Origin of the sequence: Dictyoglomus sp. NZ13-RE01 (assembly GCA_002878375.1) — a bacterium.
Taxonomy (GTDB): Bacteria; Dictyoglomota; Dictyoglomia; order Dictyoglomales; family Dictyoglomaceae; genus NZ13-RE01.
This window is the reverse complement of sequence record NIRF01000004.1, coordinates 113,114-136,533: the sequence shown is the minus strand read 5'-3', so window position 1 is coordinate 136,533 and position 23,420 is coordinate 113,114. Positions and strand designations below refer to the sequence as shown.

Genomic DNA, 23,420 nt, shown 5'->3' with positions numbered 1-23,420 from the left:
AAGACCAAAAGAAGTAGTGATAGGTTTGGAAAGTGGCATCATGATTTTCCAGAAGACTTGCCAAAGATTTGCGCCGTCTACAATTGCAGCCTCTTCCATTTCAATAGGTAAAGATAAAAAGTGTTGTCTATATAGAAATATTCCAAACTCACTAAAGATCTCAAGTAAGATAACTCCCGTTAATGTGTTAACTAATTTTAAATTTTTAAGAATAAGATATTTTGGAATAAGAAGAACTATTCCTGGAAGCATAAGGACTGAGAGGAATAGAATAAATATGGCGTCTTTAAAGGGGAAATATAAGCGGGCGAAAGCATAGCCAGCAACAGCACAAATAACAATTTGACTAATTACTAAGCTTAATGTAACAATAACCGAATTTAAAAAGTAACGCCCAAAATCTAATTTTGTGAAAAGTTCTACATAATTATTTATAATTGGATTTTCAGGAATGAAATGAGGAGGGATTGATGAAGCCTCTTCAATAGTCTCAAAAGAGATGATTAGCATAAACCAATAAGGAAGAACCATAAGGATGGCACCAATAATTAGTAATAGGGTTATAATAACTCTACTCATAATGCGTTCACTTCCTTTTTATTTAGTATTCTTAATTAAAGAGGGAAGCCAAAAGGCTTCCCTCTTTATTATTTAGAGTGCTCTTCTATAATGGAATTAATTTCCTCCACTGCTTGTTTAAGTCCTTCCTCTACGCCGAGTCTTCCAGAAATAATCTCAACTATATAGTAGGTTTCCCATCTATCAAACCAATTGCTTGCACCAATTGTTTGAGGCCATGGATTTGTGTATTTAACTGAATCTATAAATACCTGGGCATCTTTTTCTCTTCCTAATTTTCTAAAACTATCAACCCATAACTTATCTGCGCCTTTATAGGCAGGAATTACAGTGCCAGTCTTTCCTAAAATTTCAGCAGCTTCTTTTCCTGCAAGCCACTTTACAAATCTCCATGCGGAATCCTTATTTTTGGTATTTGCCCAGATGACGTTCCCTAAGGAATCTGATATGTTTGCTCTCTTTCCAGTCTTAGATTTAGGAAGAATGGCAACTCCCCATTTGAATTTTTTAATATTCTCCGCATAATACCCTAACATCCATGCACCATCAAAATTAATAGCACTTCTTCCAGCTAAGAATAAGTTTTCAGTTGTTGCTCCAGGTGTTGGTGCATAACCTTTACTTGTTAATTCTTTTGCAAAATTCAAAACTTCTTTTGCTTCATTTGAATCAAGAACAACTTTTCCTTCTTCATTTACAATCTTTCCTTCCAAAGAGAGGATGAAAGGAAAGAGGAAAACTTGTGATGCTGATAATGCACCTCCACCTGCTGTGACTCCATATCTTAAAGTAACTCCTTTTGCATCCTTTTTTGTTAATTTTTCTGCTGCCTTTTTCACATCATCCCAGGTCCAGCTCGCATCTGGATATCTTAGTTTTGCTTCGTCAAAGGCATCTTTATTATAAAAAATAGCTATTGTATCGTAATCCCTTGGTAGAGAATAAAATTTACCATCTACTTTGTGTAGTGCTAAGACACCTGTAGGATAAACAGAAAGATCAATTTTTTCTTTTTCTATAAAAGGTGTGATATCTAATATAGCTCCTCTTTTTACATAATCTTTTAAGTAAAAGCCATTATCCATAGTAAATACATCCCAACAATCGCCACCTGCAAGCATGGTCTGTAATTTTGTCCAATAATCTTCCCATGGAACATGCTCTAATTTAATCTTAATATCAGGATTTTTCTTCTCAAAGGCTGAGATCTGTGCTTTAATTCCATCTATCTGTTCACTCATCCAAACCCCATATCTTAGAGTAACCACATTTGCACCATAAGAAGATACTAAGGGGAGAAAAAGGAATAAGAGGACTAAGAGTACCTTTTTCATAAAAATACCTCCTTATGTTCATTTTTGAACAAATTCTATCATATATTGAATTAAAATGCAATATAAAAGAAAAATAATACTTGGATATACTTGATTAACTAAGGTTATCAGAAGTTTTTCAGAATAATTTCTTAAGTATGTAAATTTTCTTTTATTTCTCGTATCTTTTTCTTAATGACTGGATGAACGAAATCGGGAGCAATTTCGCAAAGGGGATCGATGACAAAGGCTCTATTATGGGCGTCAGGATGAGGAATTATTAAATCCTCCTCATTTATAATGTAATCTTCATAAAAAATTATATCTAAGTCTATGTTTCTTGGTCCCCATTTGATTTTTCTAACTCTACCCATTTCTTTTTCAATTCCGAGTAATAACTCTAATAGTTCTCTTGGAGAAAGATTTGTTTCTACCATGCATACTGCATTTAAAAACTTGCCTTGATCAAGATATCCATAAGGTTCAGTCTCTATTATTCTTGATATTTTTAGTATTTTTACTCCTGCGTTTTGAATTTTCTCTAAGGCAATCTTAATATTTTTCTCTCTATCGCCTAAATTACTGCCAAGAGCTATAAAGGCAATTGGCATTTTAACGCCTCAAGCATTTTTATTACTCTTTTGTTTTCTTTAACATCGTGAACTCTGATAATATCGACATTATTTATTACGCAGTAGGAGGTTATAGCTAAAGTACCCTCTAATCTATCCTCAGGAGGAATGTCTCCTAAGGTTTTTCCAATAAAACTCTTTCTTGAGGCACCTATAAGAATGGGCTTTTTAAGGCTTTGAAATTCTTTTAGTCTTATAAGGATTTCTAAGTTGTCCTCGTATCTTTTGCCAAATCCAATTCCAGGATCAATTATAATTTTTTCGACATCAACATTATTTTTACTGGTAAAATCTATTTTCTCTATAAAATACTCTATTATTTCTTTTACAACATCTTCATAGAAGGGATTTTCCTGCATATTTTTAGGAGTTCCTTTTATATGCATTAAAACGTATGGTGCTTTTGTTTCTGCCACAACTTTTAGTATTTTGTTGTCAAAAGAAAATCCACTAATATCATTGATAATGTCCGCCCCTTTTTCTATTGCTTTTTCTGCCACCTCCCCTCTAAATGTATCTACAGAGATGATAATATTAGGAAATTCTTTTCTAACAATTTCTATTGCAGGAAGGACTCTTCTTAATTCTTCTTCTAAATCAATAAAATCAGAGCCTGGTCTTGTAGATTGTCCCCCAATATCAATGATGTCTACTCCATTTTCTACCATATCCTTAGCAGTATTTAAAATTTCCTCTTCATTGGTCTTTCTTGATCCTTTATAGAAGGAGTCAGGAGTAACATTTATGATACCCATTAACAAAGTTCTATTAAATAGAATTTTTCTTCCCCATGGGGAGCTCATCTCTTTAACCTTTTCCTTATGTAAAAAATTATCAAGTTCTTCTGCAACTTTGTTTAACTCAAAATAGTTTAAGTTTTTAATTTTATTTAGAAGAATTTCATAGTGCTTTCTTGTTCCAAGGAATATTCCATCTGTTTTATCTACCTTACAGTTCACAGTATTTTTGTGTACTATAAAATCTCCACCTATTGCTAACATTTCTTGTTTTATTATATTCCCTGCAGGTGATGGAATGTTGAATATCTTTAGTGGTATTATTTTGGATTTTCTTAGGAAAATAGGAATAGAATCAGGATGTGCTCCAATTTTCTGAATTTCTTTTTCCAAATATTCATTACTGATTTCTAATAACATGATCAAGCCACCCCTTCTCTAAGCATGCAAAAGCATTATGATTATGTATACTCTCCATACTTGTAACCTCAATTTTATACCATTCTATAGAATTATTTTTTTCAAGTTCTATGGCAATATCTCTAACGACATCTTCAACAAATTTAGGATTATCATATGCGTGTTCAGTTATATATTTTTCATCGGGTCTTTTTAAAAGGGCAAATATGGGAGAGCTTGCATTTTTTTCTGCTATTTCTACTAAATCTTCAAACCATATCATACTTTTTGATTTTACATATATTTCCGCTATTGCTCTTTGATTGTGGGCAGAGTAATCACTAATTTCTTTGGAGCAAGGACATAATGTATGAATAGGTACTTTTACTCCAATGATCATATTGAATACTTTAAAAAGTTCTGCATCAATAATTGCCTCAATTTTATTGGGAGATTCTATTTTTGATATTGGGGCACTCTTATAAATGAAATAAGGAAAAGACATTTTAAGATAGCTTCTTTCTGCTTGAAGTTTCTCCTTAATCTTTCTCAGCATTTCTTCTAATGATTTTGGTTTTAGTTCCTCAAGTTCATTCATAATCTCAATAAATCTACTCATATGAATTCCACGAATATAATGTTTTAAATCAACTGCAATCTCTATTTTTGCTACTGTTTGCTGATGACCTCTCTCTTTATCTAAAACCTTGATAGGCCATTCCAAATCCTTAATACCCACTCTTTCCAAGGGTATATTCCTAAGATCTATATCATTCTGTACGTCTCTCAAATTTTTCCCCTCTATATACGACTCCACTTTCTCTTGTCTCCCAAACCTGAATCTCAAATAATTGACAATTATCCCTTTTTAAAAGATCATATAGCCTATTCCAGATCCAAATAGCAATATTTTCTGCTGTTGGTTGTTCAATTATATCATTTAAATAAGCATGATCTAAATATTTTAAAACATGTTCTTTGACTATCTCTTTTAATTCTACAAAATCCATTATCATACCTTCATCATTGGGAATACCTTCTATAACAACAACAAGTTTATAGGTATGCCCATGAAGATTTTCACATTTCCCTTTATATTTTATCAAGTTATGTGCAGAATCAAAATAAAATTCTTTTATGAGAAACAAATTGAACCTCCAGAGGTTTTTTATGATTAGAGGGAGAGTTTAACTCTCCCTCTTTTTATTTATTTTCCAGAAATTTAATTATCTCTTCAATATCTGGTAGCTCTTTAATTTCGTATATCTTGAAAAAGATAATCTTTCCTTCCTCATCTCTGAATATTCCAAAGAGTTGTGCTACTCTGCCGTGGGGCCAAAAATCACTAATTAGTCTCAATTTTGATATTTTCAGTTCCTTAGCCCAAGCATGCTTTGATGGTACAGTATCTACACTAACTCCTAAAGGAATTGTGTTTAGTTTTTCAAAGGTTTCGTAATTTTTCTCCAAGCTTACCATTTGTTCTGCACAAATTCTTGTCCAGGCTAATGGATGAAAGGAAAGTAGTATTTTTTTACCTTTATAACTGCCCAAATTAAATTCTTCGTTATGCTGATCTTTAAGGGAAAAATTAGGCGCTAAATCACCAATTTTTATCATGAAATTCCTCCTTTATAGCTCAAGAGGTTCGCTTCCCCATAAACCATGAATATTGCAATATGATAGGGCATACAGTTTTCCCTTCCCTTGTACTTTAAAGGAAAGAGTAATATCTGGCTCAATGAATACACCACTGGTATTTGGCCCTTGGGTTGAAGCACCGTGAGCGGATAGGCTAATGTTTGCTAACATATAAGGATATGTGCCACCCTCTGGAAGGAAATATACTTGGATCCATTCAATATGATGTTCTGTAGTATTTGGATGTGGGATTTCTTTTCCAACTAAGACTCTTATTTTTGTTAACTCTCCTTTTTCCAATATTTCAATCACAGGAACATGCTTCTCAACTTTAAAATCTTTACTTTGGATTAAATCCTTCATATGTTTATCCCCCTTTCAATTTTTTTTAAATTATACTACAAAAGTAGGAATTAAACAAGAATAATTTTTAATAAACTTTTAAAGCCAAAGGATAAACATATTTATCAAGGTTTTCAAGAAATACTCTTAGCCCATCTTCGTCTCTTTGGAAATTAACACTTTCCTTTGTTTGTAAAATTTCTACCTTTTCTATCCTTTTAGGGTATAATGTTATTCTGTCGCTTAAAGACCTTATAAGAATTGGAGTTTTTTCTGGCTTTTCCATTACAAAGATATAAAGGTTATCTCCCTTTGTAGTAAATCTAAAATCATCTCCAGTAAAATTTTTAGGGGCTTCTTTAAAGGAGCCTGCTATAACTTTTGTGGGTCCTTCCCCATAAATTTTCCAAGGTCTTGTTTCGTATATAGCCTCTCCATTAATAAGGAGCCAATGACCAATCTCCAGTAGTATATTTTTAGCAGGTTCTGGAATTGTTCCATCAGATTTTGGACCTACGTTCAGTAAAAGTGCTCCATTTTTGCTTACTATATCTATTAAATCTTGTATTATTTCTTTTGATGATTTATATTCATCATTCTCAATGTATCCCCAAGATAGCCTTGATATAGAGGTATCTGTTTGCCAAAATATAGGATCTATATCATCTTGAACTCCTCTTTCTACGTCATAAACTGCACAGCTTCTTGGAAAGGAATTTAATTTGTAATTAATAGCTACTCCCTTTTGCCACTGATACCCTCTATTATAATAAAAGGCGGAAAACCTTTTAAGATAAGGCTCAAAGACAGGTTGTTCAATCCACCAGTCAAAATAGACTATTTGTGGTTGATATTTGTCAACAATTTCGCAGAGTCTTATATACCAATCTTCAAGAAACTCTTCATTGGGCTGAGTTGTTTCTGGCTGTGCAGGACCATATAGGTCAATGTAATTTCTATCTTGTACGTCGGATTCAAATTTTGTGCCTTCATGGAAAAACCACCAGTGTTCAGCTCTATGATAAGAAATACCAAAGGTTAGAAAATGCCTTTTTAATGCTTTTGCAAGTTCTCCAATTATATCCTTTTGGGGTCCCATTTTTGTGGCACACCATCGGGTAAAACTACAGTCATACATAGCAAAGCCATCATGATGTTCTGCTACTGCTACCACATATTTTGCTCCTGCTTTTCTAAAGAGATCTGCCCATTCATCTGGATCAAACTTCTCTGCTTTGAACATAGGTATGAAATCTTTATAGCCAAATTCCTTAGGATTTCCATATGTTTTTATATGATATTCGTATTCTTTACTTCCTTTGATATACATATTTCTGGGATACCATTCGTTTGAGAAAGCAGGAACTGAATAAACTCCATAGTGAATAAAGATGCCAAATTTTGCATTTATATACCAATCGGGTATTTTAAACTGAGATAGAGATTCCCAAGTAGGCTCAAAAGGACCTTCAATCTTTTTATACATTATCATTTCACCTCTTTTTTTTCTTATTAGTATACATGATAAAATAGTTTCATGGATATTTCATATTATTTTCTCAAGTATGGCAAAGAAATATTTATTTATTTAAGAAATCTTGTGGGGGAAGAAGAATTAGCAAAGGATCTTCTTCAGGAAACCTTTATTAAAGCAATGAGGTACTCCCTAAGAGAAGAAACTGCAAAAACTTATTTGTATAGAATTGCCCATAGTCTTGCTATGGATTATCTTAGGAAAAATTCCCGCTTTGTAGATGTTGATTATGATGGCTTTTATGAGAGCCCAGAAAAGTTAGCGGAGTATGAGGATATTTGGAGGATATTAAGCCCTATAGAAAGAAGCATCCTTACTCTTTATTATAAAATGGGGTATTCATATAAGGAGATTAGTGAAAAGCTAAATATACCAGTTAATACAGTAAAAAGCCATATTTATAGAGGCAAAAAAAAGATATATAATTATTTTAAAGAGGAGGATAAATAATTATGGATTGTTATGATTTTGAAGAAGAGATGTTGAAATATCCAGAGGTTTCTTCAGACTTTTATAAACATTTGGAAAGTTGTTCTCGTTGCCAAAGGCTTTGGAGAGATTGGATAGCTATAGAAAATAAGATAAGTGAGAATAAATTTGGCGATGAATGGGAAATAGTATTTCCTATTGTTTTAAAAAGATTAAGAAGAGAACAGAATAAAAGAAGATTAATTATTGCTATTTTATCTTCTATTTATCTTTTAATGATTTTTTTACTCCTTTATTTGATTATAAATATTCCTGCTCTCTCTCTAATCTTTTACGGTATTATTTTAATTATCCAGAATTTATATCTTCAGCTTTTTTTAATAAGCATAATCTTAACTATTTTTGTGGCTTTTTATACAGAAATAAAATTTCAAAGAAAAAATTAGATGATATCTTTATAACTTTTGATATTTATGTTTCCTATGCCTGCCTCAAGTCTTATATGGATTACTTTCCCTTCTCCCTGCCACTTACTTATATTACTTGCGATATCAACTTTTCCAAGTCCAGACTTACTTTTAAGGTCTATAGGTATGCCTTCTGGAATGTAGACATCAATATTACCAATCCCTCCTTTTATTTCAATATATTCGGTAGTTTGAGGTATATATGCCAATATGTTTCCTACTCCTCCTTCTAATCTTAGTTTTTCTAATTTGAGTCCCCTAAGATCCAGGTTGTAATTTCCTACACCATTTTGGAATGTTAGATCTAAATTAACATCCGGTGATATAAATATATTAATACTTCTGTCCTCTTCTATTAGGAAAAAGTAAGATTTCTTTATCTTTAAATCTAAATTTAAAGTATCACCTATTATTTTCTTATCTTCGGATATATTAAGATCTCCTTTTGAAGATATGTAGACTAAGTCCTTGTTTTTATTCATAGCTAAGAAGATTTTACCCATCTCACACTTAACATTAAGCTCTAACCTTTTAATGTTTGTATCATAAGGAAATCTCCAATCTCTATACATCCTTCCAGGTCTATGATAGTAGGGAAAAGAAAAGATCAGAGCCAAGAAAAGTATTAGAAGTAATAGGGCAATCCATACAAAAAACCTTCTTTCACCTATCAAGATATCAATTCCCCAAAAGACAAGTATGAGGGGCCAAAACTTTAGCAGATCTGTCCAGGTAATTTCAATTAAGCCTAACTCTGAAAGTAGTAATATTATTCCTACTAATATGAGAAAAATGGCTAAAAAAGAAATTCTTTTCATATCTAATCCCTCCTATTTTTTGGCTAAAAGTAAGAGAACTCCTAAAATGATAAGTATTATGGAGAAAATAGCTCTAAAGGGAAGAATAAGCCATCCTAAGGTTCTTCCTAAAAGAAGAGCTCCAATAATTAATAAAAGCCAACCGAGAAACTCTTCTCCCCTATCTTTATGAGATGTGTCTTTAGATTCTTTTTGCACTTCTTCAGGTGAATTAAAAAAATCTGATGGTTCCTCTGGTATAATAATACCTGCAATGAAGTAGAGAATAAGCATTGTTCCACCTGTAAATAAGACTAATAGTACAAAAAGAAGTCTTACAATAGAGGGATCAATGTTAAAGTATTCTGCAATTCCACCACAGACCCCTAAAAAAATTTTTTCCTTTTTACTTCTGTATAATCTTTTTTGCATTCTTTCAGTCCTCCTTTACTTTTTTATTCCATATATAATACGGAATTATATGGGTAAAAGTTGCAAAAATATTTTGTTAGGTTTCTTTACAATTTGTCTAACAAGTGTTATATTATTTAAAAAAAGGAGGATATTTTTATGAAAATCTCAGTAATAGGAGGAGGAAGCACATACACTCCCGAATTAATGGAGGGTTTTATAGAGCTTTCTTCTGAGATATACCCTATTGATCTGTATTTAATGGATATTAATGAGGAAAGATTAGAAGTAGTATCAAATTTTTTGGTTAGAATGGCAAGAAAGAGTAAAGCTAATATCAATATAAAAACTACTACATACTTAGAGCAGGCTATAGAAGATGCAGACTTTGTTATAAACCAGATAAGGGTTGGGGGACAGAGAGCAAGATTACTTGATGAAACAATACCATTGGAATTTAATCTCTTAGGGCAAGAAACTACAGGAGTGGGTGGTTTTGCTAATGCTTTAAGAACAATTCCTGTAGCTCTAAATATTGCCAAAAAGATAGAAGAGCTTTCTCCATCCGCTTGGTTAATAAATTTTGCTAATCCCTCAGGTATAATTACAGAAGCAATATCAAAATATACAAAGGCTAAAGTTTTAGGATTATGTAATGTTGCTATAAACTTCCAAAATCAATTTGCAAGGCTTTTTGGAGTTTCAATGGATGATGTGTTTATGGATTATTTTGGACTTAATCATCTGACTTTTGTAAGAAGGATTTATGTAAAAGGAAAAGATAGAACAGAAGAGGCATTTAAGAAGATTAAAGAAAATCTTTTTGAAGAGGAAAGAAAAGTTTTGGATTATTTAAACATGTTTCCCAATCATTATCTGAGATATTACTACTTTAGAGAAGAGAAGGTTATGGAGATGAAGAGTAAGCCTAAAAGGGCAGAAGAGGTAATGAAAATTGAGGAAGATTTATTAAAGCTTTATAGAGATGCTAATTTAGATGAAAAGCCTAAGGAATTAGAAAAAAGAGGAGGAGCTTTATACTCTAAATCTGCTGTAAACTTAATTTTTCATCTTCTTGGACTTAGGAAGGGCTTTCAAATTGTAAATATCGTTAATGAGGGAGCAATTTTTGATCTTCCTCATAATGTAGTGGTAGAAATTCCAGTTTATATAGAAGGAGAAAGGATTCAAAGGTATGTTATAGGTAATTTGCCTAAAGAAGTAAGGGGTATTATTCAAGCAGTTAAAACCTACGAAGAATTAACTATTGAATCCGCTGTTGAAGGCTCTTTTAAAAAGGCGTTATGGGCTCTTGCTCAACATCCATTAATCTCCTCTCTTTCTTTAGCAGAGAAGGTTTTAAAAAGATTGATAGAAGAAAATAAAGATTATTTTCCCAAGTTATCTTAGTGAGGTGGAAAAATGAAGTATTATCTGGGAGTGGATGCGGGTGGAAGCAAGACTGATGCTATCATTTTAGATGAAGATGGAAATATTATTGGGCTTGGAAGGGCAGGAGCTGGAAACTATGAGGTTGTTGGTGTGGAGGGGGCAAAGAAAAATTGGCTCTTAGCAATTGAACGTGCTAAAGGAGATTTAAGAATTACAAGCTTTGAAAAGGCATGTTTTGGACTTGCAGGAGCGGATTTTCCTGAAGATTTTGAAATGCTTGAAAAAGAGATAAAATCTTTAAATATTGCTAAGGAATTCTGTATAGAAAATGATGCAACTATTGCTCTTAGAGCAGGAAGTAAGGACTTTTGGGGAATTATTATAATAATGGGTTCTGGTACTAACGGTTATGGAAGAAGAAGGGATGGAAGAAGCTTTAGATTTTATGGGGAAGGTTATGCTTTTGGGGATTGGGGAGGAGCATCCAGTGTTGTTCAAGAGATGTTACACTGTGCTTTCAGATCATATGATGGAAGAGGAGATAAAACTATCCTTGAAGATATGGCTTTAGAATTTTTTGGTGCTAAGAATTTTGATGAGCTTGCTAAAAGACTCTACTACCATCATGAAGAATGGAGAAAAGCCTTAGAGTTTGCTCCATATCTCTTTAAGGCTATAGAGAATGGAGATAAAGTTGCTATAGGGATTGGAGAAAAGATTGTAGATGAGACTGTTAGAGCTATATATGCTTTAATGAGTAAGCTGGAATTGTTTAAGGAGGAGACGCCTATAGTTCTTGGGGGTAGTTTATTCAAAGGAGCAGATTGGTTGAAAGAGTACATATCTGCTAAAGTTCACATTTTTTCACCAAAGTCTATTGTATCTGTTTTAAAGGCTCCTCCTGTTTTGGGGGCTGGAATTTTAGCGTGGGAAATGGATGGGAAAATTATTACATGGGAAAAGTGGAATAAATTACAAGATTACGATTTTAATAGCTCTTTAAATATTTGAGCCCTGGGATGTTACTCCCAGGGTTTTTTTCCTTTTTTTACCCCATGCTTCTGGAAAAATTTTAACATGGTTTTAAAATAAATACAATACCTTTTGATTTTGGAGGCTATTATGAGAAACTTTGATCCTATGTATTATTTTGAGAATTTGTACCATGAACAAAAGAGAATTTATGAGTTTAATGCAAAGAGTTTTGAAGATTGGGAATACTGGAGAAAGAATTTAAGGGAGAAATTACTTGAACTATTGGGACTACCTTTAGAAAAAGTCCCCTTAGAGGGAGAAGTTGTAGAGAAAAAGGAATTTGAGGATTATATTAGAGAGAAGGTAATATTTAATAGTACAAAAAACTTGAGTGTAATAGGTTATTTGTTGATTCCTAAGAATATATCTAAGCCATTACCTGCGGTGATAGCTCTTCATGGTCATGGTTATGGAAAGGATGATATAGTAGGAATTTGGGAGGATGGAACAGAAAGACATGTGGTAGACGGTTATCAAAAAGATTTTGGCATTTCTTTAGTTAAAAAGGGTTTTGTAACCTTTGCTATTGAACAATTGGGCTTTGGAGAGAGAAGAGAGTTAGAAGCTATCAAAATAGGAAAACACAAGTCTTCTTGTAGAAAATTAGCTTTTTGGGCATTACTTCTTGGTAAGACTCTTCTTGGTTTTAGGGTTTGGGATGTAATGAGAAGTATTGATTATTTGGGAACAAGAGAAGAGGTTAGGAGAGATGCAATAGGCATTATGGGAATTTCTGGTGGGGCAACTACAGCTCTTTTTTCTTCTGCATTGGATGATAGAATAAAGGCGGTTGTTATTAGTGGATATTTAAATACTTTTAAAGATAGTATTTTATCAATTTCTCATTGTGAGTGTAATTATGTGCCAAATATTTTAAAATATGCAGAAATGTATGATGTTGCCTCTTTAATTGCTCCAAGACCTTTTCTTGTGGAGCATGGGACAAAAGATGATATTTTCCCTATATCTTCAACTATATATGCTATTGAGAAGGTAAGAGAGGTATATAAATTTTTAAAGGCGGAAGAAAAGTTTGATACAGATATATTTGAGGGAAGACATGAGATTAGTGGCAGAAAGTCTTTTGATTTTTTGAAGAGGGAGCTATTCAGTATTTAGTTCATACTTCTACGTTTATAAATTCTTTAAAAGTTATTTCGCTATAGGTAACATTACAAGTAAAGGCAAAAAAGGCTCCTCCATTTTCCTTCAGAGCACGAATGGCATTATAAAAGTCTAAGTCTAATTCTCTATTGGGCTTAACTAATTTTGCATCACTTCTTTGAACAACAAAGACTACCCATTTTTCAAAGGTCCAGTTTTGCATTTCTTGCATGTGTTTTGCTCCTCTTTCTGTGGGTGCATCAGGAAACAGACCTATGCCATTTTTTACCAAAGTTACAGACTTTACTTCTACTAATATTCTTTCATTTATTAAGAAGTCAAATCTACTCCTACCAAATCTAAATTCTCTTTTAAGATCTTTCACTTTTATAGGAAATCTGTAGATATTTTCTAAAAAAATTTTGTTGGCTAAGGATGCATTTAAGGAAACTAATTTGCTGTCTTCAAAGCCTAAAACTGCTTCATATTTTGTTTTTCTTTTATGATTATTGCACTCTCTGATGAGGACTGGTGCTCCGGGTAAAATAATATTTTCTAACCTTCCTGGATTTGGAAGATAGGCAAGAACATCTTCATTTTTATAACGTATGAATAGTTTAAATCTTCTCTCTCTGTTTATTATTTGAGCTTCTTCTAATTTCTCAAATCTCATTTAATGAATTTCCAAAATGTCCTCATCTTTTACTTGATAATTTTTCTCAACAAAAATACCTTTAACACTTCCATCCTTAGTGAATAGGCGAGCATATCTTAAATTTTTGGCAAGATCTTTATGGATCATTTCCGCTACATCTAATACAGTGCTTCCCTTAGGTAAGATGAAGGGCTTATCTAAGTTTGGCGGATATCCTGGCCTTTTTGTATAGACTCTTACAATCTCTAATTCTTCAAAAATTATTTTCTTTAAATTTTCCAAGTTTATACCATTTTGGGCTGAAACTACATAACAGTTGAGCTCTTCCTTTAGTAATTCTATTTCTTCTGGCTCCATAGGATAGATTAGGTCAATCTTGTTAATTAAGATAATTCCCTTGACTTCTTTTATAGGTGAATAAGGGTCTTTGTCTATAACCTTTTTTACAAGTTTGATCTTCTTACCTTCAACCAATCTTTTCAAGCTCTCATAACTTTCCAATATATCTTCTTCAATATTTAGTACTATCAGTGAAAGATCTGCGTTTTTTATAATATTAAAAACCCAATTTTCAGAATTTTCCCATAGGGGCGGAAGGTCTACTAACTGGATGTTGATGTTTTCGTAAGGTAACATACCAACAGTGGGACTAATGGTACTAAATGGATAATCCGCAATTAATGTTTGTACGCCTGTTAGATTTTTAAATAATGTTGATTTACCAGAGTTTGGTGGTCCTATAAGGACAACCTGCCCAGCCCCTTCTTTTTCAATATAGTAGTCATAGCCTTTTCCTCCTCTTTTGGGATGTTTTTCGTATTCCTCTAAAAGTTCAGATAATTTTCTCCTTAATTCCGCCTTCATCTTATCTGTTCCTTTGTGTTTTGGTAGGAGGGCAAGCATCTCCTTTAGTGCCTGGATCTTATCTTCCAGGGTTTTAGCTTCTCTGTATCTTTTTTCAGCTTCTAAATATTGAGGGGTTAAATTAGCTGGCATAGTTTCAATACTCTGATTCTTATAATAATATTTTAATTTTTCTTTTTCAAGGTTATAATTATTTATCATATCATAGAAAAAAGGGTGATATAGAAGATGGTTAATATAGGATTTTCTCTTCAAGAAGATGCTATAACTGCCAGTAAAGAAGCTTTAAGAAAATCTATACCATTTTCTTCATCAAAGCTTATTATTGCTTTTTTAACAAAAAATTATGCAACACTTGAGGTCATAAAGAATATTAAGGATCATGCTCCTGATTCTAAATTTATTGGCTTTTGTAGTGAAGAAGTAATTATAGAAGATAGATCTTATGAAAGAGCTATTGGAATAGTTAATTTTTCATACGAAGATCTTTTTGTAGAAACCTTTATGGGAGAAAAGAAGAATTTAGATGACTTCTCTTTAGGGGTAGACTTAGGAAATAAAATTAAAAGTACAGGAATAAAGAGGGGAACAATTTTTATCTTTCTACATCCTACAGAAATTGAGCCACAATATCTTCTTAATGGTTTGTATAATGTTTTAGGACCTAACTTTGTGTATGTTGGAGGCGGTATAGCGGAGGGGTGTGATGGATTTACAGATAAAGGTATTTCAAGAAGAGGCGTTTTTTTAGCTGTTTTAGATAAAGAGTTTAATGTACTTTTAGAACATGGTTGGAAACCTATAGGAGACCCTTTAATTATAACTAAAAGCAGAGATAAAGAAGTAATAGAGCTTGATGGAAAGCCTGCAAGGATAACTTATAAAGAAAGGATTGGAGATTTTAAAGATGAAGATTTTGCTAATGTAAGTACTGAAAATCCTTTAGGTTTTCCCAATGTTTCTGGTTCATATCTCATAAGAGACCCTATAGGAACAGGAAAAAAGGATAGTATCATATTTTTTTCAAAAATTCCGAAAAATGCAGTTGGATATATAATGCATGGAACAAAAGAAGATCTTATAAACTCAGCAAAAAATGTTGGGGCTAAGGTTTTGGAGAATATTGAAAACGTAAGTTTTTCAATGATTTTTGATTGTATTTCCAGAAAATTTTATTTAGATGAAGATTTTTCTAAGGAAATTAGGGCTTTTAAAGAGTATATATCAGAGATTCCAAGTATTGGTGCATTAACTTATGGAGAGATATTAGGTTTCCAAAAGGTTCCTATATTCCACAATAAAACCTTTACTGTGCTTTGTGATGGTATTTTAAAAAAGGAGGAAAAAGGGGAAAAACAATATTCAGTATTAGCAGAGCTTTCTATACTTCATGAAATTTCTTCTTTTGATCTTCCAGAAAATGAAGAAGACCTATTTTGGGAAATCAACGAAAAGGTTTCAAGATTTTTTGATATTAAATATTTTGCCTTACTTTTGAGAAATGGGAACAATTTTAAACTTGCTTCTTCATGGGGATTTTGGAGGGTGGAGGAAGTCTTGGAAAGAATGAGAGAGGAAAACAGTTTTCAATTTAAATATGCTTTGGGAGAGGGAGATATAGGTGTATTTTTTGTGGAACAAAAATACCCAATAAATAGGAAGGAAAAGAAAATTTATACAATTTTTGCAAAGAAAATAGAAGAGCTACTAAGAGAGTATGAAAAGGCAAAGATTTTAAGGATGGATGAGGAAAGATTAAAGGATCTCATTTATACAGATGAATTAACAGGGCTATACAATAGGAGAGGATTCTATTCTTTTGCAGAAAGGCAACTTAAATTAGCCTCTCGTCTAAATAGAACAGTTCTTCTTATCTATATAGACATCGATAATTTGAAATGGATAAATGATAATTTTGGACATAAAGAGGGAGACTTGTATATAATAGATTTTGCTAATATTTTAAAGAAGACCTTTAGGGAAAGTGATATTATTGGTAGAATTGGAGGCGATGAATTTGTAGTCCTATGTTTTGATATAAATCCAGGAGCATACGAGAAAATTATTACCCGCTTATATGAAAATATAAGTAAATACAATACTGAAAGTAAAAAGCCCTATCAAATCTCTTTCAGTATTGGTTTTTCACTCTATAATCCCGAAAAACCAATATCTTTAGATGAACTGCTTAATATTGCAGATAAAAGAATGTACAAAGAAAAGAAAACAAAGAAAATCTAAACGCCCATAATATTGTAACCTGCATCTACATATATGATTTCTCCAGTAATACCTGAAGAAAGATCACTTAAGAGAAAACTTGCTGTGTTTCCAACTTCAATATGTTCTATATTTCTTTTTAAAGGCGCTCTTTCTTTATAATACTCTAATATATCTGTAAATCTTGAGATTCCTCTTGCGGCCAATGTATTTAATGGACCAGCTGAAATGGCATTTACTCTTATATTACTTTCTCCAAGTTCATAGGCTAAATATCTTACTGAGGATTCTAAGGCGGATTTTGCAACACCCATAATATTATAATTAGGTATAACCTTTTCAGCACCATAATAGGTTAATGTGATTATACTGCTGGATGGGTTCATAATTCTTTTAAAGGCTCTGCACATGGCGATAAAAGAATAAACACTGATTTCCATGGCTACTTTAAAAGCTTCTCTTGATGTCTCAATAAAAGGTGATCTAAGAGCCTCTGTGGGAGCAAAAGCAATTGAATGTACTAAACCATCAATGTTTCCAACATTTTTTTCAATTTCCTCTACAGTTTTTTCTATATTTTTATCATCGGATACATCACATTCTACAATGAAAGGCTTTTTAGGAAGATCTTTTATTAATTCTTCAACATTTTCCTTGAATCTTTCATTTTGATAGCCAATGATGACTTCTCCACCAAAATTTAAAACAGATTGAGCAATAGCCCAAGCTATACTTTTTTTGTTTGCCACGTTAAAAATAGCTATTTTCTTATTCTCTAACATATTAAACCTCCTTCTTAGATGTTAAATTTTTATTAAAATATTGCAAGCTATCTATTATTTATATAGAATATAGTCTTAAGAGGAATTTTTCAATGGAGAAAAGGGATTAGCCTTATATAAGGTGTAGTCCCCTTTATTTTTTTAGGGAAGGAGCGGAAATTTAGTGATAAAGGAATTTAATGGTAAAAAACCTATAATCTCTGAAGACACGTATATTTCAGAGGAATCCGTTATTATAGGTGAGGTTATCTTAGAAAAGGGGGTAAGTGTTTGGTCTTTTGCAGTTTTGAGAGGAGATTTAGATAAAATCCATATTCGTGCCTTTACAAACATTCAAGAGGGAGTCATTATCCATGTAGATAAGGGTTATCCAGTGGAAGTGGGAGAAGGTGTTGTTGTAGGACACTCAGCAGTTCTCCATGGGTGTAAGATTGGTAATAATTGTTTGATTGGAATGAGGGCAGTTATTTTAGATGGTGCAGAGATCGAGGATGGATGCATTATTGGAGCAGGAGCATTGGTTCCACAAGGCAAAAAAATTCCTAAGAATTCTTTAGTTTTAGGGGTTCCTGGGGCTGTAGTGCGTCAAGTTAGAGAAGAAGAGCTTGAAGATATAAAGAGAAATGTAAGTTTATATTATGAGTTAAGCAAAATGTATAGAGGGAGGTAAATAAATATGCCCAAGATGTATTTAATGATACCTGGTCCTACACCTGTTCCCAATGATGTTTTAAGGGAAATGGCAAGAGAAATGGTAAATCATAGAGGGCAGGAATTTTCCAAAGCTTTGTTGGAATCTACAGAACTTTTAAAAAAAGTTTTTCAAACAAATAATGATGTTTTTATCTTTACATCCTCTGGAACAGGAGCCATGGAAGCATCTATTGTTAACTTTTTCTCTCCAGGGGACAAAGTAATAGTTGGTGTATGTGGCGTTTTTGGAGAAAGATATGCAAAGATTTGCAATGCTTTTGGACTTAATGTTGTTAGTATTAAAACTCCTGCAGGGAAAGGCATAGAACCAGAAGAATTGGAAAAAGTTATAAAAGAGAATCCTGATGTAAAGGGTGTTTTCTTAACTCATAATGAGACCTCCACCGGAGTTACTTTAAATCTTAGGGAATTAGCTCCGATTGTCAAAGAAAAAGATATTCTTCTTATAGTTGATGCGATTAGCTCTCTTGGAGCAATAGATCTTCCTACAGATGCATTAAATATTGATGTAGTTGTCACAGCTTCTCAAAAAGCCTTAGAAACACCTCCAGGTCTTAGTATGATGAGCGTAAGTCCTCTTGCATGGGAGTATTACGAGAGGGCAAAATTACCAAGATTTTATTGGGATATAAAAATGGCAAAGAAATTTTTAGAAGAAGGGGCAACTCCTTTTACTCCTGCAGTATCTCAGGTATTTGCGCTTAGAAAAGCCTTAGAAAATATTCTATCTCGTGGTTTGGAAAATAATTTTAAGAGGCATAAGATTTTAGGTAGTGCTGTAAGGGCAGGTGTAAAGGCTCTTGGTGTTTTAAACCTACTTGCTGATGAAAAATTTGCTTCTGACACGGTAACAGCGGTTGTACCGCCATCAAATGTAAATCCTGATGAGCTAAGAAAAAAACTAAGACAGGAATTTGGAGTAGTTTTGGCAGGAGGGCAGGGTGAGTTAAAAGGGAAAATATTTAGGATAGGTCATGTAGGATATGTAGAACCTACGGATGTGCTTGTTACTCTTTCTTCCTTAGAGATAGTTTTGGAGAAAATGGGATATGATGGATTAAGGGGTAAGGCTGTTGAATCTGCAGAGAAAGTATTTCTCAATAGTTAGGAGGGGAATTATGGAAAAAATATTGATCTCTGATCCCATTGCAGAACAAGGAATTAAAAAGCTCCAGGAATATTTTGAAGTAGATTTTAAGCCTGGAATATCAAAAGATGAATTAATAAAGATTATACCTGAATATTCTGGACTTGTAGTAAGGTCAGAAACAAAGGTTACCCAAGAAGTGATCTCCGCAGGGAGAAAATTGAAAGTAATTGGAAGAGCTGGGGTCGGAGTTGATAATATTGATGTAGAGTATGCCACTAAGAAGGGAATACTTGTTATTAATGCTCCAGAAGGAAATACTATTGCAGCAGCGGAACATACCATGGCTCTTATATTAAGTCTTAGCAGGAGGATCCCTCATGCCTATTTTTCTTTAAGAGAGGGTAAGTGGGATAGGAAAAGTTTTGTTGGTCATGAGCTTTATGGCAAAACCCTTGGGCTTGTAGGACTTGGAAGGATTGGCTCGGAAGTTGCAAAAAGAGCTAAAGCCTTTAAAATGAGAATAGTCGCCTATGATCCCTATATATCTCCTGAAAAGGCGAAGGAGTTAGAAGTAGAGCTTTTATCCTCTTTAGATGAACTACTTAAAGTGGCAGATTATGTCTCCTTACATTTGCCTTTAACTCCTGAAACAGAAAACCTTATTGGAGAAAGAGAGCTTTCATTAATGAAGCCATCTTCCTATTTAATTAATTGTGCTCGAGGCAAATTGGTAGATGAAGGAGCACTATATAATGCATTAAAAGAAAAAAGAATTGCAGGAGCAGCCCTTGACGTTTTCAGACAAGAACCTTTAAATCCAGATAATCCTCTTCTTACCTTAGATAATGTAGTATTAACTCCTCATTTAGGAGCATCGACCCAAGAGGCTCAAGAAAAAGTTGCAGTGATTGTAGCAGAGGAGATAATAAAATATTTTAAAGGGGAACCTGTTATGAATGCAGTGAACTTACCTATTGTTATTAGCGAAGAGATTATGCCCTATATAAAGTTAGGGGAAAAGTTGGGAAGATTTTTAGCTCAAATTACGGATTTTTATCCTGAAGAGTTGGAAATTCAAATATGTGGAGAGCTTTCCCAGAAATTGGAGACCTCTTTGGCGTCTGCAGTTGTCAAGGGATTTTTAGAACCAATATTAATGGATTCTGTAAATCTAATAAATGCTCTTGCTTTAGCAAAGGAAAGAAGATTAAAAATTAAAGAGGTTAGAACCCAAGAAACTGAAATTTATAGAAGTATGTTAAAATTATCCTTGAAGACTGAAAAGGGAATAATAGAACTTTCTGGAACTTTGAGTAGGGGACAGGAAAGGATTGTAAAAATACAAGATTATTATATTGATCTTAATTTAGCTCCTTATCTTCTTATTGTATTTCATGTTGATAAACCAGGAATAATAGGAAAAGTTGGTACTATTTTAGGAAAGAATGATATTAATATTGCTGCTATGCAGGTGGGAAGGAAGGAGATTGGAAGAGAAGCTGTAATGGTTTTAATCATTGATAATGAGGTATCCCAAGAGGTAATTAGTGAGTTAAAATCTATTGAGAATATAAATAAGGTTTACTATGTAAAGTTGGCGTAGGTTTAGATAAATTGAGAATAGAAAAAGGGCTTATCCAGGTATATTTGGGAGATGGAAAGGGTAAAACTACTTCTGCCTTAGGACAGGCTTTGAGAAGTATAGGTCATGGTTTATCAATTCTCTTTGCACAGTTTGTAAAGGGAAATAGTTTTACTGGAGAGTTATTTTCATCAAAATACTTACCAAATTTTACCTATTGGCAATTTGGTAGAGATTGTAAGTTTTCATCTGCGATAAGGGATAATATTATTTCTTGTATTGGTTGCGGAGAATGTTTTATTGGAAAAGAAGGACCTACAGAATTAGATAAAGAGATTGTCACTAAGGGATGGGAAAGAGTAAAAAAAGAAATAATAAATGGAAGTTTTGATATAGTAATATTAGATGAAATAAGTTGGGCATTAAATTTAAAATTAATACCATTGGAGGATTTATTAAGCGTTTTAAAGAATAAGCCAGAACATGTAGAGATAATACTAACAGGCAGGGGAATGCCAAAAGAAGTCTTAGAATTGGCAGACCTTGTTACAGAAATGAGAGAAATAAAACACCCATATCAAAAGGGCATACCTGCAAGATGGGGCATTGATTACTAAAATCTTATACTTCCTGTTATCTTATACTTTTGGTTATTAGATTCCTGTTGATTTATAATTGGTCCTAAAAGAGTAGCAAAGTCAATCTGTAATATATTTAGTCTTAATCCGACTCCCAAAGTATAATTCAATGGATTGGTTATATCACCAATAGAGCCCCATCTGAGGGCTAAAAAGTTACCTATCCATTGTTCTAATCCAAATCTTAGATATTCCCAGCTATTTTCTTTATTATAATTCACCACGTCTACTAAATCTACATATAAACTTGTACTACTAAAAGGCTTAAGGCTTAGACCTATAGCATAGCCCTCAGGCAATGTCAAAAGATACTCTTTGTCAGAAACCTTTTTAACAGTATATCCATAACCTACGAGACCTGCTCTTATTGTTCCCCATAAATTTATCATTAATCCTAAATTTCCTTTTAGGGAATTTTCCTCTTTTAAAAATTGGAAACTTGTGCCAAAAGATAGATTTGGGGTTAGAGGAAAAGCTATTCCTCCTTTCCAGTTTTCAAAGTTATAAGAATTATTTTCTATATCATAGATTAAATTAACAGAGATGGCAAAAAAGGAAGTAGAAGGATAGAAGTAGTTTAGTTTTAGATTTAGGTTATCTTTGTATGGATAATCAAAGGATAGAGAAAGTTGTGGATATTTTTTGAGGACTAAAGTAGCAGGATTAAAGAAGTAAGTCTCACCATTCCCATCTAAGGTAACAAAAACCTCTCCCATACCAAGGGATTTTGCTTCATACTCATCGCTCCCTTGAGCAAAGGTAATGGATATTAAAAATGCAATAAAAATCAATGTAAGAAATAATCTTTTCATTCCTTTTCACCTCTTTTAACAATATTATTCTATTATTTTATAGAATGCTTGTAAAGGAAGATCAGTGAGATTTGTCACAGAATTTTTGTGATTTTAATCACATAGATTATTCAATTTCCAATATAGCATTGAACATACGGGATAAAATGGGATTTGGTGTATTGATGGGGAAAGGTTTAGATTGGTTTAAGAGTTTAAAAGGAGGGGATTAATCCCCTCCTTTATTTTATTTAGATTGTAAAATCTCTTCCGCCTTCCCACTACACCCAAGGACATCTCTTAATTTGTGCTTTACCACCTCTTTAATGGCTTCACGGGCTGGTCCTAAATATTTTCTTGGATCAAATTCTTCTGGATGAAGGTAAAATTGCTCTCTTAAAGTAGCTGTTAAGGCAAGTCTTAAATCAGTATCGATGTTAACCTTGCAAATTCCCATGGTTGTTGCCTTTCTTATCATCTCTTCAGGAACTCCCCTTGCTCCTCCAATTTTTGCACCATATTTATTGGCTTTTTCTACCAAATCCTGAGGAACAGAAGAGGCACCATGTAAAACTAATGGAAATCCTGGAAGTCTCTTAGCAATCTCTTGTAATCTGTCAAAATCAAGTTTTGGTTCTCCCTTAAACTTATAAGCTCCATGGCTTGTACCAATTGAAATAGCTAGGGAGTCTACTCCTGTAAGTTCTACAAATTTTACTGCCTCATCAGGATCTGTGAAAACGTCCTCAGCAGAAACTACATGCTCTTCAATTCCCTTGAGTTTTCCAAGCTCTCCTTCCACAACAACTCCTCTTGGATGGGCATATTCTACAACTTTCTTTGTTAATGCTACGTTTTCCTCAAAAGGTAAATGAGATCCATCGATCATAACAGATGTAAATCCAGCATCAATAACCTCTTTACAAAGCTCAAAGGAGTCTCCATGATCTAAGTGGACACAAATAGGTATATCTGGCGCATCCTCCATAGCTGCTTCTACAAGTTTCATTAGGTAAACAAGTTTTGCATAGTTCCTTGCTCCTTTTGAGATCTGTAGAATTAATGGGGCTTTTTCTTCTTTTGCTGCTTCTATTACTCCTTGTAATATCTCCATATTATTTACATTAAAAGCACCTATCGCATATTTACCATAACATTTTTTGAACATTTCCTTTGTACTTACTAATGGCATCTTTTTAAACCTCCCTAAAATTTTATTTCTCAGAGTAAGTATAGCATAATATAAGAAAAATATTTTTAAAAATTTTTTAA

At 33.1% G+C, this 23,420-nt stretch carries 26 protein-coding genes; 10 read left to right on the top strand and 16 right to left on the bottom strand.

What is annotated here, in order from left to right; translation table 11 throughout:
- The 9 genes from CBR30_04910 to CBR30_04870 form a co-directional block, all read right to left on the bottom strand.
- Positions 1–579: sugar ABC transporter permease (locus tag CBR30_04910; GenBank protein ID PMQ01747.1), on the bottom strand; the 579-nt coding region annotated here is incomplete at its 3' end.
- A 68-nt stretch (positions 580–647) separates the two neighbouring features.
- Positions 648–1,913, bottom strand: a complete 1,266-nt coding sequence (locus CBR30_04905) for a sugar ABC transporter substrate-binding protein (GenBank protein PMQ01746.1) — start codon at positions 1,911–1,913, stop codon at positions 648–650.
- A 131-nt stretch (positions 1,914–2,044) separates the two neighbouring features.
- Positions 2,045–2,503: a 2-amino-4-hydroxy-6-hydroxymethyldihydropteridine diphosphokinase gene (folK, locus tag CBR30_04900; GenBank protein PMQ01745.1), complete on the bottom strand. Its 459-nt coding sequence runs from the start codon at positions 2,501–2,503 to the stop codon at positions 2,045–2,047.
- Positions 2,485–3,681: a dihydropteroate synthase gene (gene folP / locus CBR30_04895; GenBank protein PMQ01744.1), complete on the bottom strand. Its 1,197-nt coding sequence runs from the start codon at positions 3,679–3,681 to the stop codon at positions 2,485–2,487. Before folP ends, folK begins: the two co-directional genes overlap by 19 nt.
- Entirely contained in the window at positions 3,662–4,450 is a 789-nt protein-coding gene (locus tag CBR30_04890; protein ID PMQ01743.1) for a GTP cyclohydrolase I FolE2, read from the bottom strand. Before CBR30_04890 ends, folP begins: the two co-directional genes overlap by 20 nt.
- Complete coding sequence (gene queD / locus CBR30_04885; protein PMQ01742.1) at positions 4,431–4,808, bottom strand: 6-carboxytetrahydropterin synthase QueD; 378 nt, start codon at positions 4,806–4,808, stop codon at positions 4,431–4,433. The genes CBR30_04890 and queD overlap by 20 nt, the downstream gene beginning before the upstream one ends.
- A gap of 55 nt (positions 4,809–4,863) precedes the next feature.
- Positions 4,864–5,277 carry a peroxiredoxin gene (locus CBR30_04880; GenBank protein PMQ01755.1) on the bottom strand — a complete coding sequence of 138 codons (414 nt, stop codon included), beginning with the start codon at positions 5,275–5,277 and terminating at the stop codon, positions 4,864–4,866.
- 15 nt (positions 5,278–5,292) lie between these two features.
- Positions 5,293–5,664: a superoxide reductase gene (locus CBR30_04875; GenBank protein PMQ01741.1), complete on the bottom strand. Its 372-nt coding sequence runs from the start codon at positions 5,662–5,664 to the stop codon at positions 5,293–5,295.
- Positions 5,665–5,731: 67 nt separating this feature from the next.
- Entirely contained in the window at positions 5,732–7,135 is a 1,404-nt protein-coding gene (locus CBR30_04870; GenBank protein PMQ01740.1) for an alpha-L-fucosidase, read from the bottom strand.
- A 45-nt stretch (positions 7,136–7,180) separates the two neighbouring features.
- Here CBR30_04870 and CBR30_04865 point away from each other — a divergent pair, with 45 nt between their 5' ends.
- The gene (locus tag CBR30_04865; protein PMQ01739.1) at positions 7,181–7,627 is read left to right on the top strand and encodes an RNA polymerase; all 447 of its coding nucleotides are present in this window, start codon (positions 7,181–7,183) and stop codon (positions 7,625–7,627) included.
- 2 nt (positions 7,628–7,629) lie between these two features.
- Entirely contained in the window at positions 7,630–8,052 is a 423-nt protein-coding gene (locus CBR30_04860) for a hypothetical protein (GenBank protein PMQ01738.1), read from the top strand.
- On the opposite strand, the gene CBR30_04855 is transcribed toward CBR30_04860, so the two are convergent.
- Positions 8,049–8,891 (bottom strand): hypothetical protein, encoded by an 843-nt coding sequence (locus tag CBR30_04855; GenBank protein PMQ01737.1) that lies wholly within the window; start codon positions 8,889–8,891, stop codon positions 8,049–8,051. The two genes, CBR30_04860 and CBR30_04855, sit on opposite strands and share 4 nt — an antisense overlap.
- Before the next feature lie 12 nt (positions 8,892–8,903).
- Entirely contained in the window at positions 8,904–9,302 is a 399-nt protein-coding gene (locus tag CBR30_04850) for a hypothetical protein (GenBank protein ID PMQ01736.1), read from the bottom strand.
- 138 nt (positions 9,303–9,440) lie between these two features.
- On the opposite strand from CBR30_04850, the gene CBR30_04845 reads away from it, so the two are divergent.
- From CBR30_04845 to CBR30_04835, 3 genes are all read left to right on the top strand, one after another.
- Positions 9,441–10,691: a 6-phospho-beta-glucosidase gene (locus CBR30_04845; protein PMQ01735.1), complete on the top strand. Its 1,251-nt coding sequence runs from the start codon at positions 9,441–9,443 to the stop codon at positions 10,689–10,691.
- A gap of 12 nt (positions 10,692–10,703) precedes the next feature.
- Positions 10,704–11,684 (top strand): kinase, encoded by a 981-nt coding sequence (locus CBR30_04840; GenBank protein PMQ01734.1) that lies wholly within the window; start codon positions 10,704–10,706, stop codon positions 11,682–11,684.
- Positions 11,685–11,795: 111 nt separating this feature from the next.
- Positions 11,796–12,827 (top strand): acetylxylan esterase, encoded by a 1,032-nt coding sequence (locus CBR30_04835; protein ID PMQ01733.1) that lies wholly within the window; start codon positions 11,796–11,798, stop codon positions 12,825–12,827.
- A 1-nt stretch (position 12,828) separates the two neighbouring features.
- Here the strand turns inward: CBR30_04835 and sfsA are convergent, their stop codons facing one another.
- The gene (gene sfsA, locus CBR30_04830; GenBank protein PMQ01732.1) at positions 12,829–13,485 is read right to left on the bottom strand and encodes a DNA/RNA nuclease SfsA; all 657 of its coding nucleotides are present in this window, start codon (positions 13,483–13,485) and stop codon (positions 12,829–12,831) included.
- Positions 13,486–14,463: a GTP-binding protein gene (locus CBR30_04825; protein ID PMQ01754.1), complete on the bottom strand. Its 978-nt coding sequence runs from the start codon at positions 14,461–14,463 to the stop codon at positions 13,486–13,488.
- 96 nt (positions 14,464–14,559) lie between these two features.
- On the opposite strand from CBR30_04825, the gene CBR30_04820 reads away from it, so the two are divergent.
- Positions 14,560–16,572: a hypothetical protein gene (locus CBR30_04820; GenBank protein PMQ01731.1), complete on the top strand. Its 2,013-nt coding sequence runs from the start codon at positions 14,560–14,562 to the stop codon at positions 16,570–16,572.
- Here the strand turns inward: CBR30_04820 and CBR30_04815 are convergent.
- On the bottom strand, positions 16,569–17,333 hold the full coding sequence (locus tag CBR30_04815) for an enoyl-ACP reductase (GenBank protein ID PMQ01730.1): 765 nt from the start codon (positions 17,331–17,333) through the stop codon (positions 16,569–16,571). The genes CBR30_04820 and CBR30_04815 overlap by 4 nt on opposite strands.
- A 163-nt stretch (positions 17,334–17,496) precedes the next feature.
- Here CBR30_04815 and CBR30_04810 point away from each other — a divergent pair, with 163 nt between their 5' ends.
- From CBR30_04810 to CBR30_04795, 4 genes are read left to right on the top strand one after another with little or no spacing between them, the layout of a single operon-like run.
- Positions 17,497–18,003 (top strand): gamma carbonic anhydrase family protein, encoded by a 507-nt coding sequence (locus tag CBR30_04810; protein ID PMQ01729.1) that lies wholly within the window; start codon positions 17,497–17,499, stop codon positions 18,001–18,003.
- A gap of 6 nt (positions 18,004–18,009) precedes the next feature.
- Positions 18,010–19,155 carry an aminotransferase gene (locus CBR30_04805; GenBank protein ID PMQ01728.1) on the top strand — a complete coding sequence of 382 codons (1,146 nt, stop codon included), beginning with the start codon at positions 18,010–18,012 and terminating at the stop codon, positions 19,153–19,155.
- 10 nt (positions 19,156–19,165) lie between these two features.
- Positions 19,166–20,740, top strand: a complete 1,575-nt coding sequence (locus tag CBR30_04800; GenBank protein PMQ01727.1) for a phosphoglycerate dehydrogenase — start codon at positions 19,166–19,168, stop codon at positions 20,738–20,740.
- 11 nt (positions 20,741–20,751) lie between these two features.
- Positions 20,752–21,336 (top strand): cob(I)alamin adenolsyltransferase, encoded by a 585-nt coding sequence (locus tag CBR30_04795; GenBank protein ID PMQ01726.1) that lies wholly within the window; start codon positions 20,752–20,754, stop codon positions 21,334–21,336.
- On the opposite strand, the gene CBR30_04790 is transcribed toward CBR30_04795, so the two are convergent.
- Together CBR30_04790 and fba are read right to left on the bottom strand one after the other, a co-directional pair.
- Positions 21,333–22,169 carry a hypothetical protein gene (locus tag CBR30_04790; GenBank protein ID PMQ01725.1) on the bottom strand — a complete coding sequence of 279 codons (837 nt, stop codon included), beginning with the start codon at positions 22,167–22,169 and terminating at the stop codon, positions 21,333–21,335. The two genes, CBR30_04795 and CBR30_04790, sit on opposite strands and share 4 nt — an antisense overlap.
- A gap of 226 nt (positions 22,170–22,395) precedes the next feature.
- The gene (gene fba, locus CBR30_04785; GenBank protein ID PMQ01724.1) at positions 22,396–23,340 is read right to left on the bottom strand and encodes a fructose-1,6-bisphosphate aldolase, class II; all 945 of its coding nucleotides are present in this window, start codon (positions 23,338–23,340) and stop codon (positions 22,396–22,398) included.
- Positions 23,341–23,420 lie beyond the last annotated feature (80 nt).